This is a genomic window from Pseudotabrizicola sp. (genome assembly GCF_030656345.1).
GTDB lineage: Bacteria > Pseudomonadota > Alphaproteobacteria > Rhodobacterales > Rhodobacteraceae > Pseudotabrizicola.
Genome location: NZ_JAUSNR010000002.1, coordinates 155536 through 180740, shown reverse-complemented (window position 1 = coordinate 180740; position 25205 = coordinate 155536). Strand labels below are relative to the sequence as shown.

Genomic DNA, 25205 nt, shown 5'->3' with positions numbered 1-25205 from the left:
ATGACAGCCGACCTGATCCTGACCAATGCCCGCATCCTGACCATGGACGCATCGCAGCCCCGCGCCGAAGCGGTGGCGCTTGCCGGGGGACGCATTCTTGCCATAGGTGCGGCAGCGCAGATTGAGGCACTGGCGGGGCCGGATACGCAGGTGATCGACGCCAAGGGACGCACGATCTTGCCCGGCTTTGTCGAAAGCCACCTGCATCTGGTGTTGGGCGGGGCGGAGCTTGGGCATCTGCATGTGGCGGGCCTGCATGGGATGGAGGCACTGCGCGAAGCGTTCCGCCGTTTTGGTGAGGCACATCCTGACCGCCCGCTCTTGATGGCGCAGGGGGCGGATTATGCGATGCTGGATCATCCGGTGACGCGGCACGATCTGGATGCTATTCTGCCCGACCGCCCTATCGCCATGACCTCACACGACCATCACACCGTCTGGGCCAACACCGCGGCGTTGCGGGCGGCGGGGATTCTGCACGGGCTGGACACCCCGCACGGGCACGAGGTGGTGATGGGGGCGGATGGCATGGCCACGGGCGAACTGCTTGAATTTGAAGCATTTGCGCCGGTGATCGCCCTGGGCGGTGAGGCGCGGCTGAACCTTGGGATTGCCACCGGGGAGGAGCCGTCGCCTTGGCCCGATGCGGCGGAGCGCAACCTTGACAAAGCGAAGATCGAGGCCGGGCTGCGCCACTGTGCGGCGCAGGGCATCACCAGCATGGTGAACATGGATGGCAACCGCTATACCCTTGAATTGCTGCGGGAAATGCAGGCCGAGGGGCGGCTGACCGCGCGGGTCAAGGTGCCGTTCCACTTCAAGCCGCATATGGACCTGTCGGCGCTGGACCGGGCCGAGGCGATGAGCCGCGATTTCGATGATGACTGGCTGCAATGCGGGTTCGTGAAGATGTTCATGGATGGGGTGGTCGACAGCCGCACGGCCTTTATGATCAACGATTACCCGGACCAGCCGGGGCATCGGTCTGAGCCATTGTTTTCGCAGGATATTTTCAACCAGATCGCCACCGAGATCGACCGCAGGGGGTTGCAGATTGCCGTCCACGCCATCGGCGACGGGGCGGTGCGGACCACGATTGACGGCTTTGCCGCCGCGCAAAAGGCCAATGGCCGCCGCGACAGCCGACACCGGATTGAGCATATCGAGCTGATTGACGCGGGCGATATTCCCCGCCTTGGCGCGCTTGGGATCACCGCCAGCCTGCAGCCGCCGCACCCGCCGGGGGCGATGGATTTTCCGCTGATGCCGACGCTGGAAAGGATCGGGCGGGCGCGGTGGAAGGATGCGTACTTGTGGAAAACCCTTGCCGATCAAGGGGCTGCGCTGGCCTTTGCGAGCGACTGGCCGGTGACGGATGTGTCGGTGATGCGCGGGATGCAGGCGGCGCTGACCCGTGCGCCTTATGAGGGATGCGCCGATGAACGGGTCGGGCTGATGGCCACGCTGCACGCCTATACCGCTGGCGGGGCGTGGGCGGCACACCGGGAGGGGCTGGTGGGGCGGCTTGTGCCGGGCATGGCGGCGGATCTGGTGATGATTGACGGCGATGTGGAGGCCATCGCGCCCGAGGCGCTTGGCAGTACCGGCATCGCGCTGACGATGTGTGGCGGGCGGATCACGCATCAGGCGATTTGACCGCAAGCATCTGAAAAGACGATAAATTTCAGGTATGATTTGCGTCTGATCCGTGTATGGTCTGCGTATGGTTTACGTCATGACGTTTGTGCGCAAAAGGGCGGTGTGGGCGGGACGTTTTGCTTGCCGCCCTGCCCCGCCATTGCTTAGGATATGCCTAAGCAATGTAACGCCAGACCATGCTTTTGCTTTAGCCAAAACCGGCGCATGCTGACGCAGGCATCTGATCCGCCCTTCACGCACCGAGGTTCCCATGGCCCATACCCGCCACCGCAAGTTCAACACCAAAGACACCTACCCCGAACAGAAGCTGGACAATGATCTGGCGCAGGCTGTGGTGGCGCGGGGGCGCATGGTTTTTCTGCGCGGCCAGTGCCCGCAGGATCTGGATACCGCGCAGAACATAGGCAGCCATGATCCGGTGGAGCAGACCCATAAGGTGATGCAGAACATCCGCCAGCTGCTGGAAGAGGTCGGCGGCAGCATGGAGCATCTGTGCAAGGTGGTGGTCTACCTGACCGATGTGCGCCACCGCGAGGCGGTGTACCGGACCATGGGCGAATATATCAAGGACGTGCATCCGGTCTCAACGGGCGTGGTTGTCACGGCACTGGCCCGGCCCGACTGGCTGGTGGAAATCGACGGCACTGCCGTTATTCCGGATTGAGGCGATGACGTTTTCGCTGATCGCCCGTTGTGCGCGCACTGGCCAGTTTGGCATGGTGATCGCCTCGTCCTCGCCCGCCGTTGCGGCGCGCTGTGCGCATGTGCGGGCCGGGGTGGGGGCGGTGGCGAGCCAGAACGTGACCGATCCAGGCTTGGGGCCGTTGGTGCTGGATCAGGTGCAGGCGGGTTTGTCCGCGCCGGAGGCTTTGGCGCAGGTTGTGGCAGGCCGGGCGCATATCGACTACCGGCAATTGCTGGTGATTGATGCGCAGGGGCGCACGGCCATTCATTCGGGGGGCCAAGTGCTGGGCTTGTGGGGCGAGGCTGCGGGCAAGGATTGCGCGGCAGGGGGCAACCTGCTGGCCGATGCGGCGGTGCCGCAGGCCATGGTCGCGGCATTTGAGGCCACCGCCGGGGATCTGGGCGCGCGGCTGATGGCGGCACTGGAGGCTGGGCTGCGCGCGGGCGGCGAGGCTGGCCCGGTGCATTCCGCCGGGCTGAAGCTGGCCGACCGGCTGAGCTGGCCGCTGGCCGATCTGCGGATCGACTGGGCCGATGACCCGATCGGCATGTTGCGCGCGGCGTGGGAGGTCTATCGCCCGCAGATGCAGGCTTACGTCCAGCGCGCGACCGACCCGAGCGCCGCGCCAAGTTATGGCGTGCCCGGTGATGAATAACGCCCCGCCCTGAAAGGTCCCTATGCCCCTGCGCTTTACCCTCCGGCAACTGGAATACCTTGTCGCGGTTGGCGAGGCCGGGTCGATTGCGGTGGCGGCAGAGCGGGTGAATGTGTCGTCGCCGTCGATCTCTGCCGCCATCGCACATCTGGAGCAGGAGTTCGGGGTGCAGCTGTTTGTCCGCCGCCATGCGCAGGGCCTGTCGCTGACCAGTGCGGGGCGGCAGGTGTATGACCACGCAAGGCAGGTTCTGGTGCAGGCCGGGCAGCTAACCGATCTGGCGGGCAGCATTACCCAGACCGTGCAGGGGCGGCTGCATGTCGGCGGGCTGATCACATTCGCGCAGGCGATATTGCCGCAGCTTCGGCGCAGCTTTGCCGATCTGCACCCACAGGTGGACTTTCACCAGTCCGAAGGTGACCAGCCCGATCTGTATGACGGGTTGCGCAAGGGGACGCTGGACGCAGCGCTTGGCTATGACCTCGACATCCCTGCCGATCTGGACTTTGTGCCGCTGGCCAGCCTGACCCCCTATGCCGTGATGGCGGTCGGCCATGCGCTTGCCGGGCATGACAGCGTGACGCCGCAGGATCTGGCGGCGCATCCGATGGTGCTGCTGGATCTGCCCTTGTCGGCCGATTACTTCCTGTCGTGCTTTCACGCCGCCGGAGTCAAGCCGCGCATTGTGGAGCGGACGCGGGATATGGGGGTGATGCAAAGCCTTGTCGGGCAAGGCTTTGGCTATTCCATCGCCAATATCCGCCCGTGGTCTGACCGCTCACCCGATGGTCAGCCGTTGCGCTTTGTGCCGCTGGTGGGTAGGGTGCGGCCAATGCTGCTGGGGCTGATCCTGACGCCGGGGGCGCAATCCTCGCTGACGGTGCGCCGTTTTGTGGCGCATTGCCACGCGCAGCTGACGCCGGAAAAGGTGCGCAGTCTGCGGCCGGTGGTGGACCCGGGCGCGGGTTAGGCTGCGCCTTATCAGGGCGAAGACAGATCATCGTTTTTCCAAAGCAAAGGTCGGGGTAGATTGGGTGTCACCATCATGCCCGGAAGGACACCCAAATGACGCCCGAGAAAATCAACACGCTGGTGATCGGTGGCGGTCAGGCCGGGATTGCCACCTCGGCCCATCTGGCGCGCGCAGGCGTGCCACATCTGGTGCTGGAACGCGCCCGGATTGCCGAACGCTGGCGGTCAGAGCGCTGGGATTCGCTGGTCGCCAACGGCCCCGCCTGGCATGACCGTTTTCCGGCGATGGCGTTTGACGGGATTGATCCCGATGCCTTTGCCGGCAAGGACCGGGTGGCCGATTATTTTGAGGCGTTTGCGGCCCGGATCAACGCCCCGGTGCGCTGCGGGGTCGAGGTGACGGCGCTGCACCGCACGGCGTCAGGCTTTCGCGCGGAAACCAGCAATGGCGTGATCGAGACGGATCAGGTGGTGGTCGCCACCGGCCCGTTCCAGAAACCGCTGATCCCGGCCATCGTGCCCGCGCAGCCGGGGCTGATGCAGCTGCATTCCAGCGGGTACAAGAACCCCGGTCAGTTGCCTGATGGTGCGGTGCTGGTGGTTGGTGCCGGGTCTTCGGGCGCGCAGATTGCCGAGGAATTGCAGCGCGCGGGGCGTCAGGTCTATCTGTCGGTCGGCCCGCATGACCGCCCGCCGCGCCGCTATCGCGGGCAGGATTTCGTCTGGTGGCTGGGCAAGCTGGGCAAATGGGACGCACGCGCCAAGGAGCCGGGGACCGAGCATGTGACGATTGCGGTCAGCGGGGCCTATGGCGGGCAGACGATGGATTTCCGCCGTCTGGCGGCGCAGGGGGTGGTGCTGCTGGGCCGCGCGAATGGCTTTGCGGATGGGGCGGTGACGGTGAATGCTGACCTTGGCCACAACATCGCGCAGGGCGATGCCAATTACCTGTCGGTGCTGGATGAGGCGGATGCCTATGCCACAGCCCATGGCCTGACCCTGCCGGAAGACCTTGACGCGCGGGTGTTTGCCCCGCTGCCGGAGTGCGTGACGCAGCCCGTTCTGTCGCTGGATTTGGCGGCACATGGGGTGACCAGCATCATCTGGGCTACCGGCTTTGCGCTGGACTACAGCTGGATCAAGGTTGACGCTTTTGACGCGCAGGGCCGCCCGGTGCATGATGAGGGCGTGTCGCAGGTGCCGGGGCTGTATTTCGTGGGGCTGCCCTGGCTGTCGTGCCGGGGGTCGGCCTTTATCTGGGGGGCATGGCGCGATGCCGAGCGGCTGGCGGCCCATATTGCGGCGCGGGTGCCTGCGAATGCCTGAGCGGCGGGCACAGCTTATGATATTGCGCGGAATTGCTTGCCGTCCAGCAGCAGCGGGCTTGCCCGAAGGCCCATCGTTCCGCATGCTTTCCCGGTAACCCTATGGCAGACGGAGGTGTCTGATGACCCGCCACGACCCAGGCCTGACCCCACTCGCCGAGCTGCGCGCCAATGTGGCGCAGCCGTTTGAGCGCGCGACCGCGATGCCGAAATCGGTCTATACCTCGCCCGAATTTGCAGCGCTGGAAGAGCAGCACATCTTTGCCCGCGACTGGCTGTGCGCCGGGCGTGCCGATGCGCTGCCCGAGCCCGGCGATTATCTGACGATGGAAATCTCGGGCGAGCCGATCATCATCCTGCGCGACCGTGAAGGCACACTGCGCGGCCTGTCCAACGTCTGCCGCCACCGGATGAGCACGCTGCTGGAAGGGCGCGGCAACACGCGCGCGATTGTCTGCCCCTATCACGCCTGGACCTACAACCTTGACGGCACCTTGCGCGGTGCCCCGGCGATGGCGCTGAATGAAGGGTTCTGCAAAGACCAGATCGCGCTGCCGAAGGTGCGGGTGGAAAACTGGCTGGGCTGGATCATGGTGACGCTGAACCCGGACGCGCCGCCGCCGGCGGAGGTGCTGAAGGATGTGGAAAATCTGGTCGGCTATCTGGATATGGGCAGCTATGTGGAGGCGTTCCGCGAGGAATTCCACTGGAACACCAACTGGAAGGTGCTGGCCGAAAATTTCATGGAAAGCTACCACCTGCCGGTCTGTCATCAGGACACCATCGGCGGCACGGTGGACCTTTTGAAAATGACCTGCCCGGAGGGATTTCCGGCCTTCAACTACCATTACATCGTCAAGAACGACTCGCTGCCGCTGACGCTGGCGCATCCGTCGAACACCACCCTGACCGGGGAAGAGCGGCGGATTACCTGGCTGTTGTCGGTTTACCCTGCCCTGCTGATCACGCTGACGCCGGGGTATTTCTGGTATCTGTGCCTCACCCCCGACGGGCCGGGCAAGGTGCATGTGCTGTTCGGCGGCGGGCTGGCACCCGACTGGGCCGCCGACCCCGAAGCCCCTGCGCATTTCGCGGCACTCAAAGCGCTGCTGGATGATGTGAATGTCGAGGACAAGGGCTGTGTCGAGCGGGTGTATCGCGGATTGTGTGCCGAGATGTCGTCACCGGGCGCGCTGAGCCATCTGGAGCGGCCGAATTTCGAATTTGCGACGTATATTGCGGGCAAGATGCCCTGACGGCACGCGCCCTGCCGCTTGTTCGTACCGCTCCGGTTGTCTAGGCTATGGGCTGACAACGCAGGGGAATTTGTGGACAGCCGGATCACGCATCATGACCGCATCCTTGCTGCCTTGCGGGAAAAGATCACCGGGGGCGACTGGCCGCCCGGTTTTCAGCTGCCGTTTGAAACCGTGCTGGCCGAACAGCAGGGTGTTTCGCGCATGACGATGAACAAGGTGCTGGGCCAGCTGGCGCGCGAAGGCTATGTGACCCGCCGCAAAAAGCTGGGCACCTTTGTGGCGCAGCCGATGGCACAGGCGGCGGTGATGGCGATCGCCGATATCGAAGGCGAGGTGCGCGCCCTTGGCCTGCCCTGGCGCTTTGCGCTGAGCCTGCGCGAATTGCGCCCGCCCCGGAGCGATGAAACCCTGACCGCGCGCATCGACAGCACCACGCCGGTTCTGGCGCTGCAGGGCCTGCACTATGCGGGCGATCAGCCGTTCTGCCATGAGGCGCGCATCATCAACCCTGAAAGCGCGCCCGGTGCTTTGGCGCAGGACTTCCGCACCATTGCGCCGGGCCAATGGCTGCTGCGCGAAATTCCGTGGACATCGGCCGACCACCGCATCCGCGCGCTGAACGCGCCCGCGCCGATTGCACGAGCGCTTGCGCTGCCGTTGGGTGAGGCCTGTCTGGAAGTCACCCGCCGGACCGAGAGTGCCGGGCAATGGGTGACGCTGGTCACCCAGACCTATCCCGGAACCCGGCACCAGCTGGTCAGCCGCTTCACCCCGGATGAGCGGTAGGAGTCGCGTATTTTCATCAAGATGAAGGATCTTGCCGCTTCATCTTGATAAAAATACTCACTGCTCCCGTCAGGGTCAGGCGCGCGGCAGATGAATCGCGATGGCAGGTGTGCCGGTCAGCGCCGCCACAAGGTTTGGGTCTGCATGATCCAGATCCAGCAGATCCAGCCGCGCCAGACCGGCACCGGGGGCCAGCAGCAGGGCAAAGCGGGCATCCGGGGCCAGCGGGCCTGTGGTCACGCGTGCCTGCAAGGGGCGGCGGGTCATCACGTTGAAATCAAGGAGCGGCGGGCCATTCAGCCGTGCCGTGCAAGGCGCGTCGCCGGGAAAGGCAAAGGGCGCGCTGCCGGGGGCGAGGGGGTGATCTGTGCCGTCGATGGTCAGCACCATTGAACCGCCCTCGATCACCGTCAGCACCCGGTCCACGCCGGGAAAGGTGGAAAACGGGCCGGAGGCATCGACCCGCGCCGTGCTGAGCCGCAGGGTGAAATCGTCGATGCCGGCCCCTTCGGGCCAGCACAGGATTTCAGCCGTCTCGCCGCCGCCGTTCTTCCACGGGCGGAAAGTTCGGGCGGCGGCGGGGTAGAGGCCTTTCACAGGATGCCCGGCAGGCGCAATCCATGCTCGGCCGCAGAGTCGCGCGCGATGTCATAGCCCGCATCGGCATGGCGCATCACGCCGGTGGCGGGGTCGTTCCAGAGCACGCGTTCCAGCCGTTTGGCGGCCTCATCCGTGCCGTCGGCCACAATCACCACGCCCGCGTGCTGGCTGAAGCCCATGCCGACGCCGCCGCCATGGTGCAGTGACACCCATGTGGCCCCGCCCGCCACATTGAGCATGGCGTTCAGGAGGGGCCAGTCGGATACGGCATCCGACCCGTCCTTCATGGCTTCGGTTTCACGGTTTGGTGAGGCGACGGAGCCGGAGTCCAGATGGTCGCGCCCTATCACGATCGGAGCTTTCAGCTCACCCGACCGCACCATGTCGTTCAGCATCAGCCCGGCGCGGTGGCGGTCGCCAAGGCCGATCCAGCAGATCCGCGCGGGCAGGCCCTGAAACGCGATCCGGTCTGCCGCCATGTCAAGCCAGCGATGCAGGTGGGCGTTGTCGGGGAACAGCTTTTTCATCGCGGCGTCGGTCTTGTAGATATCCTCGGGGTCGCCCGACAGCGCCACCCAGCGGAACGGGCCGATGCCGCGGCAGAACAGCGGGCGGATATAGGCGGGGACGAAACCGGGAAAGGCGAAGGCATTTTCCAGACCTTCCTCTTTCGCCACCTGCCGGATGTTGTTGCCGTAATCCAGCGTTGGCACGCCTGCATTCCAGAAGCCGACCATCGCCGCCACATGGTCGCGCATCGAGGCGCGGGCGGCCTTTTCCACCGCTGCGGGGTCGGTTTCGCGCCGGGACTGCCACTCGGCCACGGTCCAGCCGCTTGGCAGATAGCCGTTGAGCGGATCATGCGCGCTGGTCTGGTCGGTGACGATATCGGGACGGCCGTTTGGCATCGGCTCACCGGCCTGCATCCGGCGATAGATTTCCGGGAAGACATCGGCGGCATTGCCGATCAGCGCGACCGATTTCGCCTCGCCCGCCTTGGTCCACTGATCAATCAGCGCGAGGGCTTCGTCGAGCGAGTGCGCTTTGGCGTCGCAATAGCGGGTGCGGATGCGGAAGTCGGCGCGGGTCTCGTCGCATTCCACGGCAAGGCAGCAGGCCCCCGCCATCACCGCCGCCAAGGGCTGCGCGCCCCCCATGCCGCCAAGGCCAGCGGTGAGTATCCAACGGCCTTTCAGGTTGCCATCGTAATGCTGGCGACCGGCTTCGGCGAAGGTCTCATACGTGCCCTGCACAATGCCCTGGGTGCCGATGTAGATCCATGACCCGGCGGTCATCTGGCCGTACATCATCAGGCCCTTGCGGTCCAACTCGTGGAAATGCGCCCATGTGGCCCAGTGTGGCACGAGGTTGGAATTGGCGATCAGCACGCGCGGCGCATCGGCATGGGTGCGGAAGATGCCGACCGGCTTGCCGGATTGGACCAGAAGGGTTTCGTCGCCCTCCAGATCGCGCAGGGCGGCGCAGATGCGGTCGAAATCCTCCCATGTGCGGGCGGCGCGGCCGATGCCGCCGTAGACCACCAGTTCATGCGGGTTTTCGGCCACGTCGGGGTGCAGGTTGTTCATCAGCATGCGCAGGGCGGCTTCGGTCAGCCAGCTTTTGCAGGTGATCTCGGTGCCGGTGGCGGGGTAGATGTCGCGGGTGTTGTGGCGGGTCATGGGGGCCTCTTGGTCAAGGGCGAAGGTGCGGGGCCAGATCGGCCAGCGTGGCGAGGATTTGGGTGAGGGTCTGGCGCAGATGGGCGGCGCGGTCGGGGTCCAGCGCGAAGGGCGGGTCTTCGGTGGCAAGATGGCTGATCTGCGACAGCTCCATCTGGATGGCATGCACGCCGGTTTCGGGGCGGCCATAGTGGCGGGTGGTCCAGCCGCCCTTGAAGCGGCCATTCAGCACCCAGGTGTGGCCCGAGGCGGCGGCAATTTGCGTGACCGCCTGTTCCAGTGCGGGCGCGCAGGTGGTGCCGTTGTTGGTGCCGATGTTCAGGTCGGGCAGGGTGCCGGGGAACAGCCATGGGATCTGTGAGCGGATCGAGTGGCAGTCATAGAGCACCGCCACGCCATAACGCGCCCGCACGCGGGCGATTTCGGCAGCAAGGGCGGTGTGGTAGGGCTGGTGGACGTGTTCCAGCCAATGGGCCACATCTGCCGCTTCCGGCGGTTGGGTCCAGATCGGCACATTGTCAAAGGTGGTGTCCGGAATCAGCCCGGTGGTGGTCTGGCCGGGGTAGAGGCTGGTGCCACTGGGGTCGCGGTTCAGGTCGATGACATAGCGCGACTGGGTGGCGGTCACGGTGGTCAGACCGGGGATCAGCCCGGCGTAGAGGTCATGGATGTGCCAGTCGGTGTCGCGCAAGCGCTGGCCTTCGGCGTTCAGGCGGGAGGCCACCTGCGGCGGGACTTCGGTGCCGACATGGGGGAAAGCGAGGATGACCGGCCCGTCGCCGGGGTGAACCTGAACGGGTTGCATCATGCCACCCATGGCAGCAGATCTGCCCCTGCCGCCTCCAGCGCGCCGGATTCCACCAGCTCGCCTGCCGCCTCCATATCCGCGCCCATGAAGCGGTCGGCCTCCAGCACCGGGATCTGCGCGCGGATTGCCGTAAGGGCCCTTCGCAAGGCCGGGGAGGTTGCCAGCGGCCCGCGCAGATCCACGCCTTGCGCCGCCACCATCGCCTCGACCCCGATGATCCAGAACAGGTTCTGCGTCATTGCCAGCAGGCGGCGCGCGCCGTGGCAGGCCATGGAAACATGATCCTCTTGGTTGGCCGAGGTGGGGGTGCTGTCGACCGAGGCCGGATGCGCCAGCATCTTGTTTTCGCTCATCAACGCGGCGGAGGTGACTTCGGCGATCATCAGGCCCGAGTTCAGCCCCGGTTTGGGGGTGAGAAACCCGGGCAGGCCAAAGTTCAGCGCCGGGTCGACCAGCAGGGCGATGCGGCGCTGTGCGATGGCACCGATTTCGGCCACGGCAAGGGCCACGATATCGGCGGCAAAGGCCACGGGTTCGGCGTGGAAATTGCCGCCCGACACCACCGATCCATCCGACAACACAAGCGGGTTGTCGGTGGCGGCATTCGCCTCGATCTCCAGCGTGCGCGCGACGCCGCGCAGAATATCCAGCGCCGCCCCGGCCACCTGCGGGTGGCAGCGGATGCAATAGGGGTCCTGCACCCGCTCGTCCCCCTCGACATGGCTGTCGCGGATCTGGCTGCCGGACAGCAGGGCGCGCAAGGCGGCTGCCACGTCGATCTGGCCCTGATGGCCGCGCAAGGAGTGGATCTCTGCCGCGAAGGGGGCGGTTGAGCCCATGGCCGCATCGGTGGACAGTGCCCCGGTGACGATGGCGGCCCTGAGCGCACGTTCGGCCCGGAACAGGCCCGCAAGGGCCAAGGCGGTGGAGACCTGCGTGCCGTTGATCAGCGCCAGCCCCTCTTTGGCGGCCAGCACCACAGGGGTCAGGCCCGCACGGCGCAGCGCTTCGCCGCCCGGCAGGCGGTCGCCTGCGTAATACGCCTCACCCTCGCCGATCATCACCGCTGCCATGTGGGCCAGCGGGGCCAGATCGCCCGAGGCACCGACCGAGCCTTTTTCGGGGATGACCGGCAGGATGTTATGGGCGAGCATGGATTCGAGCAGCGCCACCACCTCTGGACGCGTGCCGGATGCACCGCGCCCGAGTGACAAGAGCTTCAGCGTCAGGATCATGCGCACCACGGCTGGGTCGAGCGGTGCGCCGACGCCGCAGCAATGTGACAGGATCAGGTTGCGTTGAAGCTGCGCCACATCGCCTGCCGCGATGCGGATCGAGGCGAGTTTGCCAAAGCCGGTGTTTACGCCGTAAACGGCGGCATCGCCCGCCGCGACCTCGGCGATCCGCGCTGCGGCCTTTGCCACCGCAGGGGCGCAATCGGGGGTCAGGCTGGGGGTGCCGCCCTGCCAGTACAGATCACGCAGCGTGGCCAGCGGCACGGCACCGGGGGTCAGGATCATGTGGGTCATGCGACCAGTTCTCCTTGATAAATCCGGGCGTGGAGGGGGTTGAACCCGATCCGCGCCACCAGTTGCGCCGGGGTCTCGACATCCCACAGCGCCATGTCTGCGGCGAGGCCGGGGGCGATGCGCCCGGTGACATCCTGCAAGCCCAAGGCCCGCGCCGCATGCGCCGTTATGCCCAACAGGCATTCGGCCACCGTCATCCGGAACAGCGTGGCCCCCATGTTCATCGTCAGCAAAATCGAAGTCAGCGGTGAGGTGCCGGGGTTGCAATCGGTGGCCAGTGCCATCGGCACGCCCGCCGCGCGAAAGGCCGCAACCGGGGGCAGCACGGTTTCGCGCAGGGCATAGAACGCACCCGGCAGCAGCACCGCCACGGTGCCAGATGCCGCCATCGCCTGCGCGTCCGCCGCGGTGGCATGCTCCAGATGATCTGCCGACAGGGCACCGTAGGCGCAGGCAAAGGCGGTGCCGCCCAGATGCGACAGCTGTTCAGAATGGATCTTTACCGGCAGGCCAAGCGCCTTCGCGCGGTCATACAGCGGCGCGAGTTGGGCGGGGGTAAAGGCGATGCCTTCACAGAAACTGTCGACCGCATCGACCAGACCTTCGGCATGGGCGGCCTGCAAACCCGCGATTGCGACCTCGGCAATATAGGCGTCAGGACGGCCTTCGTATTCGGGGGGCAGGGCGTGGGCGGCCAGCCAGGTGGTGCAGACCCTGACCCTGCGCGCCTGCGCCAGTGCGCGGGCGGCGCGCAGCATGGTCAGTTCCGCCGCGACCGACAGGCCGTAGCCGGATTTGATCTCGACCGTGCAGGTGCCTTCGGCCAGCAGGTGATCCAGCCTTGGCAGGCTGGCCGCGACCAGTGCGTCGACGCTCATCGCCCGCGTGGCGCGCATGCTGGCTTTGATCCCGCCGCCCTCTGCCGCGATCTGGGTATAGGGCACGCCGTCCAGCCGCATCTCGAACTCAACCGCGCGGTCACCGCCGAAGACGATATGTGTGTGGCAATCCACGGGCGCGGGCGTGAGCAGGCGGCCGCCGCAGTCAACGATGGTGTGGCCCGCACGCGCCAGCCCCGGCCCGACGGCCACGATCCGCCGGTCTTGCGTCAGCACCTCCAGCGCGCCGGGCTGCGGGGCGCGGTCGATGCTGCCGTCGGCGGTGACCACCCGGGCGTTGGTCCAAAGCGTGGCTGGCATGGCGGCCCCCTTTTGCGGCAAAGGAATCTGCTTCCTTTGGGTTCCGATTAAGTATATACATATAATGAACCGCCTGCATAGCCCCTTTGGCAAAGGACGACGCCATGACCCTTCACGCCCGGACCGCCCTTTTGCCCGATGGCTGGGCACGCAATGTGCGGCTGACCTTTGCAGCGGGCCAGATCGCCAGCGTTGCCCCGGATGCGCTGCCGCAGCCCGGCGACCACCGCGCGGATATCCTGATTCCGGGCCTGCCCAACCTGCACAGCCACGCTTTTCAGCGCGGCTTTTCCGGGCTGACCGAACAGCGCGGGCCCAGCCGGGACAGTTTCTGGACATGGCGTGAGATGATGTACCGCTTTGCCCTGCAACTGACGCCAGAGGCGATGCAGGCAATTGCGGCGCTGGCCTATGTCGAGATGCTGGAGGCGGGGTTTACCCGGGTGGGCGAGTTCCATTATCTGCACCACGCGCCGGATGGGGCGGTCTATGACAACCCCGCGGAAATGTCGGCGCGGATCTCTGCCGCAGCGGAGGAGACCGGCATCAGCCTGACGCATCTGCCGGTGTTTTATACCCATGGCGGGTTTGGGCCCAAACCTGCGGGCGACGGCCAGCGGCGGTTTTTACATGATGGTGATGGGTTTGCCCGTCTGGTGCAGGCCTGCGATGCGATGGCCCGCCCGCAGGACCGCGTGGGCCTTGCGCCGCATTCGCTGCGTGCCGCGACTGTGGCGCAGATCACCGGGTTGGCGCAGGCGTTTCCGGGGCGGCCCTTTCACATCCACATTGCCGAACAGGTGCAGGAGGTGGAGGATTGCCTTGGGTTTTGCGGTCAGCGCCCGGTGGAGTATCTGCTTTCCCATGCGCCCGTTGGTGCGGACTGGTGCCTGATCCACGCCACCCACCTGACGCCCGCTGAGGTGCAGGGCATTGCCGATACAGGGGCCGTTGTGGGCCTGTGCCCGATCACCGAGGCCAATCTGGGCGATGGGATTTTCCCGGCAGAGGCGTTCCTTGCAGCGGGCGGGCGGTTCGGGTTTGGCACCGACAGCAATGTGCAGATCACGGCGGCGGGTGAGGCGCGGATGCTGGAATATTCGCAGCGCCTGAACACCCGTGCCCGCAATGTCTGTGCAGACACAGGCTCTACCGGCGCGCGGCTGTTTCACGGCGCGGCGATGGGGGGCGCGCAGGCGCTTGGGGCCCCCGTGCCGCAGCTTTGCCCCGGTGCGCCGGCCGATCTGGTGGCGCTGGATGACCCGATGGGGCTGGATATGGCCGATGACCGGCTGCTCGACCGCTGGATTTTCGGGCGGGATCTGGTGGTTGCGGATGTCTGGGCCACCGGGCGGCATCTGGTGCGGGGTGGGCGGCACATCGCGCGCGACCGCATCGTGCAGGCCGCCGCCGTTGCCTGCCGCGCCTTGGTCTGACCCCGCACCCGCATAGGGTGCGGATTATCCCGCCACCTGCCGCAACTGTCGCTGCAATGCAGCAAATCCTTCACACTGCCGTTGCGCTTTTGCGCGAAAGATCGGGGCAAAGGGTGTGGCGGAGCAAAGGCAATGATCAGATCAGTCCGGCAACACAGAGCCTTGTTCCTGTCAGACCTGCATCTTGGGGCCTTGGGCAGCCGGGCCGACCTGATCCTGTCTTTCCTGCAGCACAACCATGCGGGCACCTATTTTCTGGTCGGCGATATCCTTGACCTGTGGCAACCGCTGTTGCCGCACTGGACGGATGAGGCGCAGCAGGTGGTGGACCATCTGGCGGAGCGGCAAAAGGCCGGGGCGGTGATCCACTATCTGCGCGGCAATCATGACCCGGACCCGATGCTTGCACCCGGGCAGAAACGACTGGCGGTGGTGGCGGTGGATCAGGTGATCTACCACGCGGGCGATCAGCGCCGGTATCTGGTGCTGCACGGCGATATTGCGGATGCACGGGTGGTGCGGTCGCATGTGATGACCCGTCTGGGCAGCCGGATCGACCACATTCTGCGCAGGCTGGACCGGGGCCTGTCTGTCCTGCGGCGCGGCACAACGGCAGAGGCGCGCAGCACGATCGAAGCATTGCTCGCCGGGGTCAACGCGCTGTTGTACCGGGGCCGCCAGCACGAACGCCGCTTGGTGGATATGGCCCGGCAGCGCGGGGTGCACGGCGTGATCTGCGGGCATTTCCACATTGCCGGGCTGCATGAAGACCATGGGCTGATCTATGCCAATTGCGGCGACTGGCTGGACAGCATGACAGCACTTGCCGAAGACCATGACGGCAGCCTGCGCATGTTGTCCTGGCGCCCGGTGGCCGCTGCGATCAGCGCGGATGCGGGCGCGCAAGGGTTGGAGGGGGCGGCATGATGGCCTTGGCATTGACCGCGCTGGCCTGCCTGCTGCTGCTGGCGCATCTTGGCGCGGCGGGGCTGTATCTGCACCGTTTGCAGCGCCCTAAACCGGCAACAGGGGTGATTGGCCAGCCGTTTGTGACGCTGCTGCGCCCGGTCTGCGGGCTGGATGCGTTTGATGAGGAAACGCTGCAATCGTCCTTTGCTCAGGAGTATCCGCGCTATGAGATCATCTTTTGCGCCCAATCCGCCGATGACCCGGTGGTCGGGTTGGTCAACCGGCTGATTGCGCGCAACCCGCATGTGCCCGCGCGGCTGCTGATCGGGCTGGACCGGATTTCGGGGAACCCCAAGCTGAACAATGTGCTGAAAGGCTGGAACGCGGCGACCGGCGACTGGGTCTGCATGACCGACAGCAATCTGCTGCTGCCGCCCGATTATCTGGGAACTGTGGTCGGGAGCTGGGGCCCGGCGACCGGGCTGGTGTCGTCGCCGCCGGTGGGGATACGCCCGCAGAACATGGGCGGGGCGCTGGAATGCGCTTTCCTCAACAGCAATCAGGCGTTGCTGCAATGTGCGGCGGCCAGTGTCGGCCCCGGCTTTGCGCAGGGCAAGACGCTGTTTTTCAACAAGTCCCTGATGGAACATGCCGGTGGGCTGCGCGCCCTGGGCGAGACCCTCGCGGAAGATGCCGCCGCCACCCGGATCACGCGGGCGATGGGACGCGAGGTAACGCTGACCCCCCTGCCCTTTGCCCAGCCAATCGGGCGGCGCACGCTGGCGCAGGTCTGGAACCGCCAGCTGCGCTGGAGCCGGGTGCGCCGCGATGCCTTTCCGACCCTGTTCGCCTTTGAGGTGCTGAACGGGGGGGTGGTGCCGATTGCCGCCACCTTTGCCGCGCTGCACCTGACCGGGGCTGATCCGGTGTTCGGAGTGTATTACGCAGCGGTCTGGTATCTGGCTGAAATCTGTGTCGCCGCGCGGGCGGGCTGGCCGTTGGGGCTGCACACCCTGCCGATTCTGGTGCTGCGCGATCTGCTGATGCTGCCGCTGTGGCTGGCGACATTCCTGCGCCGGGGCTTTGACTGGCGGGGCACGGCGCTGTCGCCTGCGCCCAGCGCCCTGCCTGCCGAGTGAGCCGATGACCGAAGCCGATGTCGGCGCGCTGATCCGCGATTACGGGCTGCTGATCATTGCGCCCTTGGCGCTGCTGGAAGGGCCGGTGATCTCTGTCGCCTCGGGCTATCTGGCAAAGGCGGGGCTGGTGCCGTTGCAACGGGTGTTCGCGGTTCTGGTTCTGGCCGATCTGGCGGGCGATCTGCTGATGTACTGGATCGGGCGGCAGGGTCGCGCCGGTCTGGCGTTGCCCTGGCTGGCCCGGTTTGGCGTGACGCGGCGGCGACTGGCCACCGCGCTGCGCGCCTTCCGGCGCAATGGCGGGCGGCTGCTGGTGTTGGGCAAGCTGACGCATTCGGCGGGCTTTGCGGTGTTGCTGGCGGCGGGCATGGTGCGGATGCCGCTGATGCGGTTTCTGGCGCTGAACACACTGGCGAGTGTGCCCAAGACCGCTGTCTGCGTCGCTGTCGGCTGGTGGTTCGGTGCGGTCACGGACCGGATTGGCAACTGGATTGCAGGTGGGGCGCTGTTGGTGCTGGTCTGCGTTGTTGTGCTTGGCGTCCTTCATTTCAGAAACCGCAGCGAGGTTCGAAAATGACCCCGACTTTCACCTGTCTGATCCCGGCCCATAATGAGGCCGCGCGCATCGCCGGGGTTCTGGCGGCGGTGCAGGCGCACCCCACGATCCACGCGGTTGTGGTCGTCGATGACGGCTCGACCGACGACACCGCCGCCATCGCCGGGGCGGCGGGGGTGCAGGTGTTGCGGCTGGTCCCCAACCGGGGCAAATCCGCCGCGCTGGCCGAGGCGTTGCGCCGCGTCTGCACCAGCCATGTGCTGCTGCTGGACGCCGACCTGACCGGGCTGCGCGCGGCAGACCTGTCCGCCCTGCTGGCCCCGGTGGCCGAGGGCCACACCGATGTGTCCCTTTCCCTGCGGGGGAATGCGCCACGGGTCTGGCATTGGCTGGGCGTGGATTACATCACCGGAGAGCGGGTGTTGCCGATGTGGCTGGTCCGACCGCTGCTGCCGCAGATGGCGGCCCTGCCGCGGTTCGGGCTGGAGGTGTTTCTGAACAGCCATATCCGGTCGGCCCGCCTGTCAGTGGCCATTGTCCGCTGGGGCACTGTGGCCAGCCCGTCGAAGGCGCAGAAAAGCGGCTGGCGCGCGGGGGTGCGGGCAGACATCGGGATGATGCGCGATATCCTGCGCACGGTGTCGGTTGCGACGACCTTTGAGCAGATTGCCTATTTGCGCCGGGCCAGTCAGCGTTCTGGCCCACGGTCAGGCTTGACCGGCATGGCGGCGAAGCTGCGGCAGCGATTTGCACAGCTTGATCTGTAGGCTGGCAACCGTGCCGCATCCGGCCCCGGATGTGGGCGCCTGCACCCTTTGGCCACGACAGCGGGTTGATTGACGCCGAAAATTGCCCACAACTGGGGGGCGAAGGGCAAAGGGCAGATGGGTTCCACGATACAACAGATGACAGGGCGGCGGGTGGTCGTGACCGGGGCCGGCGGCTTTATCGGCGCTGCGGTGCTGCGCGCGCTGGCGGCACGGGGGGAGCGCGGGATCGGGCTGTACCGGCCGCGACCCGGACCTTTGCCCTGCGGGGGCGAGGCTGTGTGTGCCGATCTGGTGACCGGCCCACTGGACCAAATTCTGGCCGACCTGCACCCCGACGCCATCATCCATTGTGCAGGCAGGACGCAGGCCTTGGAGACAGAGGCTGGCCGGGCCGGTCTGATGGCTGCCAACCTGACGGCCACGGCCCGGCTGATCGATGCCGTCGCACGCCTGCCGCACCCGGTGCGTGTGGTGGTGGTATCGTCTGCCGCGATCTATGCACCGATGGCGGAGGGTCAGGCCACAACCGGCGAGGATCATCCGATGCGCCCCGCTGCTGCCTATGGGGTCAGCAAACTGGCGGCGACGCGATATGCGCTTGCGCAAGCGGAACGGCTTGGCCTCGATCTGGCGGTCGCGGTGCCGTTCAATGTGACCGGGCCCGGTCAGCCCCCGCATCTGGTGCCGCAGATGTTTGCGGCGCAATTGCGCGCCGGTGCTGCGGCATTTGCGCTTTCGAACCCCGATGCGGTGCGCGACTGGGTGGATGTGCGCGATGTGGCTGCCGCGCTTCTGGCACTCAGCCAACCGGGTGGCCCGCGCGGGCTGTTCAATGTGGCCAGCGGCGTGGGGCATAGCCTGCAAGAGGTGCTGACGGCGCTGTGCCGGGTCGGCGGCTGGCATCCCGCCATTTGCGAAGGGGCACCGCACAACCCGGCGGGTGTCAGCCGAAGCATCGGCAACCCCGCACGGCTGACAGCGGCAACCGGATGGGCGGCGCAGATCCCGCTGGAGGACAGTCTGCGGGACATGATCCGGGGCGTGGCGCTTTAGACCGGATGCCGGTTCTCAGGCAGGACATGCCACTTCTGCGGGGGCGGCCATGCCAGTCCGGACCGGAACGCCGGACGCCAGCTTTGCCAGCTCGATCAGAAGGATCGCAGGGTTGCGCAGCTTTGCCGCCGCGCAATCCTGCGACAGCCGCGACACCGTGGTGACGATGGCGCGCTCGTCAGGTCTGGAGACATTTGCGGCAACCGTGACCGCCTGATCCGCCGCCACACCGGCCAGCAGCAATTGCTGTGTCAGCGCGTCAAGCTGGTTCATCGCCATGTAGAACACCAGCGATGTGCCGGGCCGCGCCATCTCGGCCACGCCGACAGGCATGTCGCCGGTGCAGCAGGTGGCCGTGGCCAGCACCACCCGGTCTGTCACACCCCGCAGGGTCAGCGGCTGGCACAGGCTGGCGGCGGCGGCAGAGGCGGCGGTGACGCCGGGAATGATGTCGATGGCAATGCCATGGGCGCGGGCGGCTGCGATCTCTTCGCCTGCGCGGCCGAAGATCGACGGATCACCCGATTTCAGCCGCACCACCCGTTTGCCCTGCAGCGCGGCGGCGACGATGGTGGCATCAATCCGGGCCTGCGGCCAGCTGTGGGCACCGACCTCTTTGCCGACAAAGATGCATTCGGTGCCGGGGCGGGCAAACCCCAGCACCTCGGGGTCAACCAGCCGGTCATAATAGATCACATCGGCCTGACCGAGGCAGCGCACGGCGCGGATCGTCAGATGGTCTGCCGCGCCCGGCCCGGCCCCGACAAGGGTGATGCGGCCCCGTTGCGAAGAGGCGGGGCAAGGAATGATGGTGGCGGGATTCTGAAGATAGCTCATTCGGCGGCCTCGCGGTGGCTGTGACGGGACAAAAGGGCAGCAAGTTCCGGGCGGCAGGACCCGCAATTGGTGCCCGCGCCAAGGGCGGCACCGATGGCATCGACGCTGATCAGCCCGCCGTCCAGAGCACGCAGGATGGTGTTGAGCCCGACATTGAGGCAGGCGCAGACGGTTGGGCCGGGGTCTGGGCGGTTGGCGGCGGGGCGACCGGCGAGCACCGACATGTCGTTGGTATCCAGTGCCGTTGACAGATGGGCGCGTGACAACAGCACCGGATCGCGGGCGATAAACAGGGCTGCAACAAGCTGGCCCTGATCGGTAAAGGCCATGCGATGCAGGCCCCGTGCGGGGTCGGACAGCATCGCGGATGGCGGCGGCAGATTGAACAGGGCAGAGGCCCATTTGGCCCAGTCTTCGGGCACCACCTGCCCCGCCAGTTCCAGCTGGATTCCGCCTGCGATGGCACCCTTGGCCCAGTAGTCGCAGTCTGGCCGCAGGTCGTGCCGCGACAGGGCAAAGCCGTACCAGCGGGCGGCAAAGGGTCGGATGGCGACGGCGGCGGATTTGCTGGCGGGCTGGCCCGACACCGGGTCTGTCAGGCCCGGCACCAGCGCATCGATGCGGCCCGTGGGCGCGGTTTCCCCGGTCCAGTGCATCGGGGCGAAGGGGTGGCCGGGCTGCACCCGGTCACTGATCATCACCCGCAGGATGCTGCGGCCATGGTCATTATGCACCTCGGCCAGCGCGGCCGGGGCAAGCCCCAGACGCGTGGCATCGGCGGGGTGCAGTTGCAGATACGGCTCGCCCAGATGCTGTGTCAGGCGCGGGGCCATGCCGGTGCGGGTCATGCTGTGCCACTGGTCGCGCACGCGCCCCGTGTTCAGGCGGAACGGCAGGGCCTTGGTGACAGCGGCGGGCAGGCGGGCGGTGACGGGGACCATCCGGGCGCGGCCATCGGGGGTGTGAAACCGGCCAGCGGCAAAGAAGCGGCCACCCTTTTGCGCCGCCTGCGGCCAGACCACGGGGGGAAAGGCTTCGTAGTCGCCCCCCGCCAGACCCGAAATGTCGAAATCGCTGCCCAAACCCCCTGCCACGCCGGACAGGCGGGCGTATTCGTCGAAAATCTGCGCCGGGCTGTCCCAACCGAACCCGGCAAAGCCCATGCGTTGTGCCACCTGTGCCAGCTGCCACCAATCGGCCCGCGCCTGACCGGGGGGCGGGGCAAAGGCGCGCTGGCGGCTGATCATACGCTCGGAATTGGTGACGGTGCCGTCCTTTTCGCCCCAGCCCGCCGCGGGCAACAGAACGTGCGCCAGCCGTGCGGTATCGGTCGTGGGCCAGATGTCACTGACCGCCACGAAATCGCAACCCGCAATGGCGCGCGCGACCCGGTCCGCATCAGGCATGGTGACGGCGGGATTGGTGTGCAGGACCCACAGCGCCTTTATCCGCCCGTCTTCCACCGCACGGAACATGTCCACGGCCTTCAGCCCCGGCTTTTGGGCCATGGTGGGGGCGGACCAGAAGCCTTGCACGGCATCGCGGTGGGTGGGTTTCTCGATCTCCAGATGGCAGGCGAGCATATTGGCCAAGCCCCCAACCTCGCGCCCGCCCATGGCATTGGGCTGGCCTGTCACCGAGAACGGACCCATGCCAAGGCGGCCGATGCGGCCGGTGGCAAGATGGCAGTTGAGGATGGCGTTCACCTTGTCGGTGCCAGAGTCGGACTGGTTGATGCCCTGGGAATAGACGGTGACCACCCGCTCGGTATTGGCCCAGAGCGTGAGAAAGGCGACCAGATCGGCGGGGGCGAGGCCGGTTGCGGCGGCAGTGCTGCTGCGGGCAGCGGCAAGGGCGGTGTCCAGCCCGGTGACATGGGGCAGGAAATCCGGGTTCAGCTGGCCCTGATCAGCAAGCTCGCACAGCAGCAGGTTGAACAGATGGGCATCGGCCCCCGGTGCCAACGCAAGGTGCAGATCGGCCCCTTCGCAAGTGGCGGTGCGGCGCGGGTCGATCACCACGATCTTCATCGCTGGCCGCGCGGCCTTGGCCGCCATCAGGCGCTGGTGCAGCACCGGGTGGCACCATGCCAGATTGCTGCCGACCAGAACCACCAGATCGGCCAGTTCCAGATCTTCATACTGGCCCGGCACAGTATCAGATCCAAAGGCGCGGCGATGGCCTGCGACGGAAGAGGCCATGCACAGCCGCGAGTTGGTGTCGATATTGGCGCTGCCGATGAAGCCTTTCATCAGTTTGTTGGCGACGTAGTAGTCTTCGGTCAGCAACTGGCCCGAAACATAGAAGGCCACCGAGTCCGGCCCATGCTTGGCGATGGTATCGGAAAACCGCGTCGCCACCTCATCCAGCGCGCGATCCCATGTCGCCGCGCGGCCCCTGATCATCGGCTGCAGCAGCCGCCCGCCGGTGGACAGGGTTTCTCCCAGCGCAGCCCCCTTGACGCACAACCGTCCCCGGTTGGCCGGGTGGTCGGGGTCGCCCTTGATCTGCACCCCGCCCTTGCCATCGGGCGTGGCGATCACACCGCAGCCGACGCCGCAATAGGGGCAGGTTGTGCTGATGCCGGTCATGCGGCACTGCGCCGGGCAAGGCGGGTGGCGTCCAGCAGCACGCGGCCATGCTCCAGCCGCACGGGAAAGGTGTGGACAGCCCCCTCATCCGCGCCCTGCGCCTGGCCCGTGTTCATGTCGAACACCCAGGCGTGCAGCGGGCAAGTGACAGAGGTGCCATGCACGATGCCTTCGGACAGCGGGCCGCCCTTGTGCGGGCAGCGGTCTTCCAGCGCAAAAAGATGATCATCAGCGGTGCGGAACACCGCAATGCAGCCCAGCGCGGTTTTTACCAGCCGTGCGCCTTGGCGCGGGATGTCCTCCAAGGCGGCGATGTCGATAAACGCGGTCATTCTGCGGCCCTCAGGGTCAGGTCGGCAATGGGTGCCCAGTCGGCCGGGGTTGCGGCCAGTTCGGCCCATGGGTCGGTCTGGTAAATGGACTGGGACAGCATGAAGCGGTCATACAGCGCGCGGCGGTTGACCGGATCTTCGACCTGCGCGCGGCACCAGTCGAGGCCGACACGTGCCACCCATTTGTAGATACGGTGCAGATAGCGGGCGTTTTCGCGGTAGAGCTGGGTAAAGGCGGCGATCACCTCCATCACCTCGGCCTCGGTGGTGACTTTGCACAGGAATTCGGTTTCGCGCACATCCATGCCTGCAGCACCCGCGACGCTGATCTCGTAGCCGGAATCGACGCAGACCACGCCGATATCCTTGCAGGTGGCTTCGGCACAGTTGCGCGGGCAGCCTGACACGCCAAGTTTGACCTTGGCAGGCGTCCATGACCCCCAGAGCAGCTTTTCGAGCTTGATTCCCAGCCCGGTGCTGTCCTGGGTGCCAAAGCGGCAGAAGTCTGTCCCGACACAGGTTTTGACCGTGCGCAGGCCTTTGGCATAGGCGTGGCCAGAGACCATGCCTGCGGCGTTCAGGTCTGACCAGATGGCGGGAAGGTCTTCCTTCTTGACGCCCAGCAGGTCGATCCGCTGACCGCCGGTCACTTTGACCATCGGCACGGCATAGCGGTCAGCGGCATCGGCGATGGCGCGCAGCTCGGCGGGCGTGGTGACCCCGCCCCACATGCGCGGCACCACCGAATAGGTGCCATCCTTCTGGATGTTGCCGTGGTTGCGTTCGTTGACGAACCGGGACTGGCGGTCATCGGTATACTCAAGCGGCCAGTCGGCGATCAGGTAGTAGTTCAGCGCCGGACGGCACGACGCGCAGCCGCCGACTGTTTTCCACCCCAGCTCCTGCATCACGGCGGGAATGGATTTCAGCCCCATTGTCTTGATCAGCCGGCGCACGTCTTCATGCGTGTGATCGGTGCATTTGCACATCGGGGGGTTGGCATTGGCGCTGAAGCTGTCGCCCAGCGTCAGGGCCATCACCTGTTCGACCAGCCCGGTACAGGTGCCGCAGCTGGCGCTGGCCTTGGTGGCCATGCGTACGGCATCAAGGGAATGGGCACCGCCGCCGATGGCGGCCACGATCTTGCCTTTGCACACGCCGTTGCAGCCACAAATCTCCGCCTCAGGCGGCAAGGCTGCAACGGCTGCCAGCGGGTCCGATTGGGCACCCCCCTGGAATGCCGGGCCAAAGATCAGCGTGTCGCGCATGTCGGTCACGTCTTTGCCCTGCTTGATCAGGTCAAAGAACCATGCGCCATCGGCCGTATCGCCATACATCACAGCGCCGATCAGCTGCTCGCCCTCAAGGATCAGGCGCTTGTAGACCCCGCGCCCCGGATCGCGGAACACGATATCTTCGCGCCCCGGCGCATCGGCGAAATCGCCTGCGCTGAACAGATCGACGCCGGTGACCTTCAGCTTGGTTGCGGTCTGCACGGGTTTGAAGGCGGCCTGCTGCCCCAGCAGGGTTGCGGCCAGCACCTTGGCCTGATCATAAAGCGGGGCGACAAGGCCGAAGAGCTGACGATCATGCTCCACGCATTCGCCCAAGCCAAAGATCGCCGGGTCAGAGGTGCGCATCTGATCGTCCACGGTGATGCCACGCCCGACCTCCAGATGCGCGTCATTGGCCAGACGCACCTCGGGCCGGATGCCGACGGCCATGCAAACCAGATCGGCGGGATAGACGGTGCCGTCTTCCAGCAGAACCGCCTCAACCCGGTCGGTGCCCAGAATGGCCTTGGTGGCACCCTTGCAATGGATGCGGATGCCGCGGCGTTCGAGATCCTTCTGCAAGAGATAGCCAGCGGCGGGGTCCAGCTGACGTTCCATCAGATGGCCCATCAGGTGGATCACCGTCACCTCGGCCCCGCGTGCGGCCATGCCTGCCGCCGCCTCCAGCCCCAAGAGCCCGCCGCCGATCACCACGGCGCGGGCACCGGGTTTGCTGGCGGCAATCATCGCGTTGGTGTCTTCCAGATCACGGTAGGCAACCACGCCGGGCAGATCCTTGCCCGGCACCGGCACGATGAACGGGGCCGATCCGGTGGCGATCACCAGCGCGTCATAGGGCACGCCGCCAGCGTTGGAATAGACGATCCGGTTGGCGCGGTCGATCCTGACCACCGGCTCGCCGAAACGACAATCGACGCCATGTGCCGCGTACCAGTCCGCGTCATGCGTCACGATCTGGTCATAGGTTTTCTCGCCAGACAGCACCGGCGACAACATCAGCCGGTTATAGTTGCCGCGCGCCTCAGCGTTGAACAGGGTGACGTCAAAATGGCCCCCTGCCTCAAACACAGCCTCCAGCATCCGGCCCGAGGCCATGCCCGCGCCGATCACCACAAGTTTTTGTTTCATATC

At 66.2% G+C, this 25205-nt stretch carries 22 protein-coding genes; 13 read left to right on the top strand and 9 right to left on the bottom strand.

Features of this window, described 5'->3' with window-relative positions:
- The 7 genes from Q7J44_RS00885 (at position 1) to Q7J44_RS00855 (ending at position 7341) form a co-directional block, all read left to right on the top strand.
- Positions 1-1656 (top strand): amidohydrolase, encoded by a 1656-nt coding sequence (locus Q7J44_RS00885; RefSeq protein ID WP_304876092.1) that lies wholly within the window; start codon positions 1-3, stop codon positions 1654-1656.
- Positions 1657-1909: 253 nt separating this feature from the next.
- A complete protein-coding gene (locus tag Q7J44_RS00880) occupies positions 1910-2323 on the top strand; it encodes a RidA family protein (protein ID WP_103335924.1) in 414 nt (137 codons plus the stop codon).
- A 4-nt stretch (positions 2324-2327) separates the two neighbouring features.
- A complete protein-coding gene (locus Q7J44_RS00875) occupies positions 2328-2999 on the top strand; it encodes a DUF1028 domain-containing protein (RefSeq protein ID WP_304876088.1) in 672 nt (223 codons plus the stop codon).
- Between the two features lie 22 nt (positions 3000-3021).
- Positions 3022-3969 carry a LysR family transcriptional regulator gene (locus Q7J44_RS00870; protein ID WP_304876086.1) on the top strand — a complete coding sequence of 316 codons (948 nt, stop codon included), beginning with the start codon at positions 3022-3024 and terminating at the stop codon, positions 3967-3969.
- Positions 3970-4064: 95 nt separating this feature from the next.
- Positions 4065-5297 (top strand): NAD(P)/FAD-dependent oxidoreductase, encoded by a 1233-nt coding sequence (locus tag Q7J44_RS00865; RefSeq protein ID WP_304876084.1) that lies wholly within the window; start codon positions 4065-4067, stop codon positions 5295-5297.
- Between the two features lie 121 nt (positions 5298-5418).
- The gene (locus tag Q7J44_RS00860; protein ID WP_304876082.1) at positions 5419-6552 is read left to right on the top strand and encodes an aromatic ring-hydroxylating dioxygenase subunit alpha; all 1134 of its coding nucleotides are present in this window, start codon (positions 5419-5421) and stop codon (positions 6550-6552) included.
- Between the two features lie 72 nt (positions 6553-6624).
- Positions 6625-7341, top strand: a complete 717-nt coding sequence (locus Q7J44_RS00855) for a UTRA domain-containing protein (RefSeq protein WP_304876080.1) — start codon at positions 6625-6627, stop codon at positions 7339-7341.
- 75 nt (positions 7342-7416) lie between these two features.
- On the opposite strand, the gene Q7J44_RS00850 is transcribed toward Q7J44_RS00855, so the two are convergent.
- From Q7J44_RS00850 to hutI, 5 genes are read right to left on the bottom strand one after another with little or no spacing between them, the layout of a single operon-like run.
- Positions 7417-7938, bottom strand: coding sequence for a HutD family protein (locus tag Q7J44_RS00850; RefSeq protein WP_304876078.1), 522 nt, complete (start codon positions 7936-7938; stop codon positions 7417-7419).
- Positions 7935-9620, bottom strand: a complete 1686-nt coding sequence (gene hutU / locus Q7J44_RS00845; protein ID WP_304876076.1) for a urocanate hydratase — start codon at positions 9618-9620, stop codon at positions 7935-7937. Before hutU ends, Q7J44_RS00850 begins: the two co-directional genes overlap by 4 nt.
- A 13-nt stretch (positions 9621-9633) precedes the next feature.
- Positions 9634-10425, bottom strand: a complete 792-nt coding sequence (gene hutG / locus Q7J44_RS00840; RefSeq protein ID WP_304876074.1) for an N-formylglutamate deformylase — start codon at positions 10423-10425, stop codon at positions 9634-9636.
- Entirely contained in the window at positions 10425-11957 is a 1533-nt protein-coding gene (hutH, locus tag Q7J44_RS00835) for a histidine ammonia-lyase (RefSeq protein ID WP_304876072.1), read from the bottom strand. Before hutH ends, hutG begins: the two co-directional genes overlap by 1 nt.
- Positions 11954-13156 carry an imidazolonepropionase gene (gene hutI / locus Q7J44_RS00830; RefSeq protein ID WP_304876070.1) on the bottom strand — a complete coding sequence of 401 codons (1203 nt, stop codon included), beginning with the start codon at positions 13154-13156 and terminating at the stop codon, positions 11954-11956. Before hutI ends, hutH begins: the two co-directional genes overlap by 4 nt.
- 104 nt (positions 13157-13260) lie before the next feature.
- Here hutI and Q7J44_RS00825 point away from each other — a divergent pair, with 104 nt between their 5' ends.
- The 6 genes from Q7J44_RS00825 to Q7J44_RS00800 all read left to right on the top strand — a co-directional run bounded on the left by Q7J44_RS00825 (position 13261) and on the right by Q7J44_RS00800 (position 19019).
- Positions 13261-14592 carry a formimidoylglutamate deiminase gene (locus Q7J44_RS00825; protein ID WP_304876068.1) on the top strand — a complete coding sequence of 444 codons (1332 nt, stop codon included), beginning with the start codon at positions 13261-13263 and terminating at the stop codon, positions 14590-14592.
- Between the two features lie 132 nt (positions 14593-14724).
- Positions 14725-15519, top strand: coding sequence for a UDP-2,3-diacylglucosamine diphosphatase (locus tag Q7J44_RS00820; protein ID WP_304876066.1), 795 nt, complete (start codon positions 14725-14727; stop codon positions 15517-15519).
- Positions 15519-16640 (top strand): ceramide glucosyltransferase, encoded by a 1122-nt coding sequence (locus Q7J44_RS00815; protein ID WP_304876065.1) that lies wholly within the window; start codon positions 15519-15521, stop codon positions 16638-16640. Before Q7J44_RS00820 ends, Q7J44_RS00815 begins: the two co-directional genes overlap by 1 nt.
- 4 nt (positions 16641-16644) lie before the next feature.
- Positions 16645-17217, top strand: coding sequence for a DedA family protein (locus Q7J44_RS00810; RefSeq protein ID WP_304876064.1), 573 nt, complete (start codon positions 16645-16647; stop codon positions 17215-17217).
- The gene (locus tag Q7J44_RS00805; RefSeq protein WP_304876063.1) at positions 17214-17963 is read left to right on the top strand and encodes a glycosyltransferase family 2 protein; all 750 of its coding nucleotides are present in this window, start codon (positions 17214-17216) and stop codon (positions 17961-17963) included. The genes Q7J44_RS00810 and Q7J44_RS00805 overlap by 4 nt, the downstream gene beginning before the upstream one ends.
- 117 nt (positions 17964-18080) lie before the next feature.
- The gene (locus tag Q7J44_RS00800) at positions 18081-19019 is read left to right on the top strand and encodes an NAD(P)-dependent oxidoreductase (protein WP_304876061.1); all 939 of its coding nucleotides are present in this window, start codon (positions 18081-18083) and stop codon (positions 19017-19019) included.
- A gap of 15 nt (positions 19020-19034) precedes the next feature.
- On the opposite strand, the gene cobA is transcribed toward Q7J44_RS00800, so the two are convergent.
- The 4 genes from cobA to nirB are packed head-to-tail and all read right to left on the bottom strand — an operon-like array spanning position 19035 to position 25202.
- Entirely contained in the window at positions 19035-19856 is an 822-nt protein-coding gene (gene cobA, locus Q7J44_RS00795; protein WP_304876059.1) for a uroporphyrinogen-III C-methyltransferase, read from the bottom strand.
- Positions 19853-22447, bottom strand: coding sequence for a nitrate reductase (locus Q7J44_RS00790; RefSeq protein WP_304876057.1), 2595 nt, complete (start codon positions 22445-22447; stop codon positions 19853-19855). Before Q7J44_RS00790 ends, cobA begins: the two co-directional genes overlap by 4 nt.
- Complete coding sequence (gene nirD, locus Q7J44_RS00785) at positions 22444-22779, bottom strand: nitrite reductase small subunit NirD (RefSeq protein ID WP_304876055.1); 336 nt, start codon at positions 22777-22779, stop codon at positions 22444-22446. The genes Q7J44_RS00790 and nirD overlap by 4 nt, the downstream gene beginning before the upstream one ends.
- Positions 22776-25202, bottom strand: a complete 2427-nt coding sequence (nirB, locus tag Q7J44_RS00780; protein ID WP_304876053.1) for a nitrite reductase large subunit NirB — start codon at positions 25200-25202, stop codon at positions 22776-22778. The genes nirD and nirB overlap by 4 nt, the downstream gene beginning before the upstream one ends.
- Positions 25203-25205 lie beyond the last annotated feature (3 nt).

What these genes read in the sequence shown, in the direction of transcription:
- Q7J44_RS00805 (WP_304876063.1), top strand. Translation starts at nt 17,214, where the DNA reads ATGACCCCGACTTTCACCTGTCTGATCCCGGCCCATAATGAGGCCGCG.
- nirB (WP_304876053.1), bottom strand. Translation starts at nt 25,202, where the DNA reads ATGAAACAAAAACTTGTGGTGATCGGCGCGGGCATGGCCTCGGGCCGG.
- Q7J44_RS00865 (WP_304876084.1), top strand. Translation starts at nt 4,065, where the DNA reads ATGACGCCCGAGAAAATCAACACGCTGGTGATCGGTGGCGGTCAGGCC.
- Q7J44_RS00815 (WP_304876065.1), top strand. Translation starts at nt 15,519, where the DNA reads ATGGCCTTGGCATTGACCGCGCTGGCCTGCCTGCTGCTGCTGGCGCAT.
- Q7J44_RS00885 (WP_304876092.1), top strand. Translation starts at nt 1, where the DNA reads ATGACAGCCGACCTGATCCTGACCAATGCCCGCATCCTGACCATGGAC.
- hutG (WP_304876074.1), bottom strand. Translation starts at nt 10,425, where the DNA reads ATGCAACCCGTTCAGGTTCACCCCGGCGACGGGCCGGTCATCCTCGCT.
- cobA (WP_304876059.1), bottom strand. Translation starts at nt 19,856, where the DNA reads ATGAGCTATCTTCAGAATCCCGCCACCATCATTCCTTGCCCCGCCTCT.
- Q7J44_RS00810 (WP_304876064.1), top strand. Translation starts at nt 16,645, where the DNA reads ATGACCGAAGCCGATGTCGGCGCGCTGATCCGCGATTACGGGCTGCTG.
- hutH (WP_304876072.1), bottom strand. Translation starts at nt 11,957, where the DNA reads ATGACCCACATGATCCTGACCCCCGGTGCCGTGCCGCTGGCCACGCTG.
- Q7J44_RS00875 (WP_304876088.1), top strand. Translation starts at nt 2,328, where the DNA reads ATGACGTTTTCGCTGATCGCCCGTTGTGCGCGCACTGGCCAGTTTGGC.
- Q7J44_RS00880 (WP_103335924.1), top strand. Translation starts at nt 1,910, where the DNA reads ATGGCCCATACCCGCCACCGCAAGTTCAACACCAAAGACACCTACCCC.
- hutU (WP_304876076.1), bottom strand. Translation starts at nt 9,620, where the DNA reads ATGACCCGCCACAACACCCGCGACATCTACCCCGCCACCGGCACCGAG.
- Q7J44_RS00800 (WP_304876061.1), top strand. Translation starts at nt 18,081, where the DNA reads ATGGGTTCCACGATACAACAGATGACAGGGCGGCGGGTGGTCGTGACC.
- Q7J44_RS00870 (WP_304876086.1), top strand. Translation starts at nt 3,022, where the DNA reads ATGCCCCTGCGCTTTACCCTCCGGCAACTGGAATACCTTGTCGCGGTT.
- hutI (WP_304876070.1), bottom strand. Translation starts at nt 13,156, where the DNA reads ATGCCAGCCACGCTTTGGACCAACGCCCGGGTGGTCACCGCCGACGGC.
- Q7J44_RS00825 (WP_304876068.1), top strand. Translation starts at nt 13,261, where the DNA reads ATGACCCTTCACGCCCGGACCGCCCTTTTGCCCGATGGCTGGGCACGC.
- Q7J44_RS00860 (WP_304876082.1), top strand. Translation starts at nt 5,419, where the DNA reads ATGACCCGCCACGACCCAGGCCTGACCCCACTCGCCGAGCTGCGCGCC.
- Q7J44_RS00790 (WP_304876057.1), bottom strand. Translation starts at nt 22,447, where the DNA reads ATGACCGGCATCAGCACAACCTGCCCCTATTGCGGCGTCGGCTGCGGT.
- Q7J44_RS00820 (WP_304876066.1), top strand. Translation starts at nt 14,725, where the DNA reads ATGATCAGATCAGTCCGGCAACACAGAGCCTTGTTCCTGTCAGACCTG.
- nirD (WP_304876055.1), bottom strand. Translation starts at nt 22,779, where the DNA reads ATGACCGCGTTTATCGACATCGCCGCCTTGGAGGACATCCCGCGCCAA.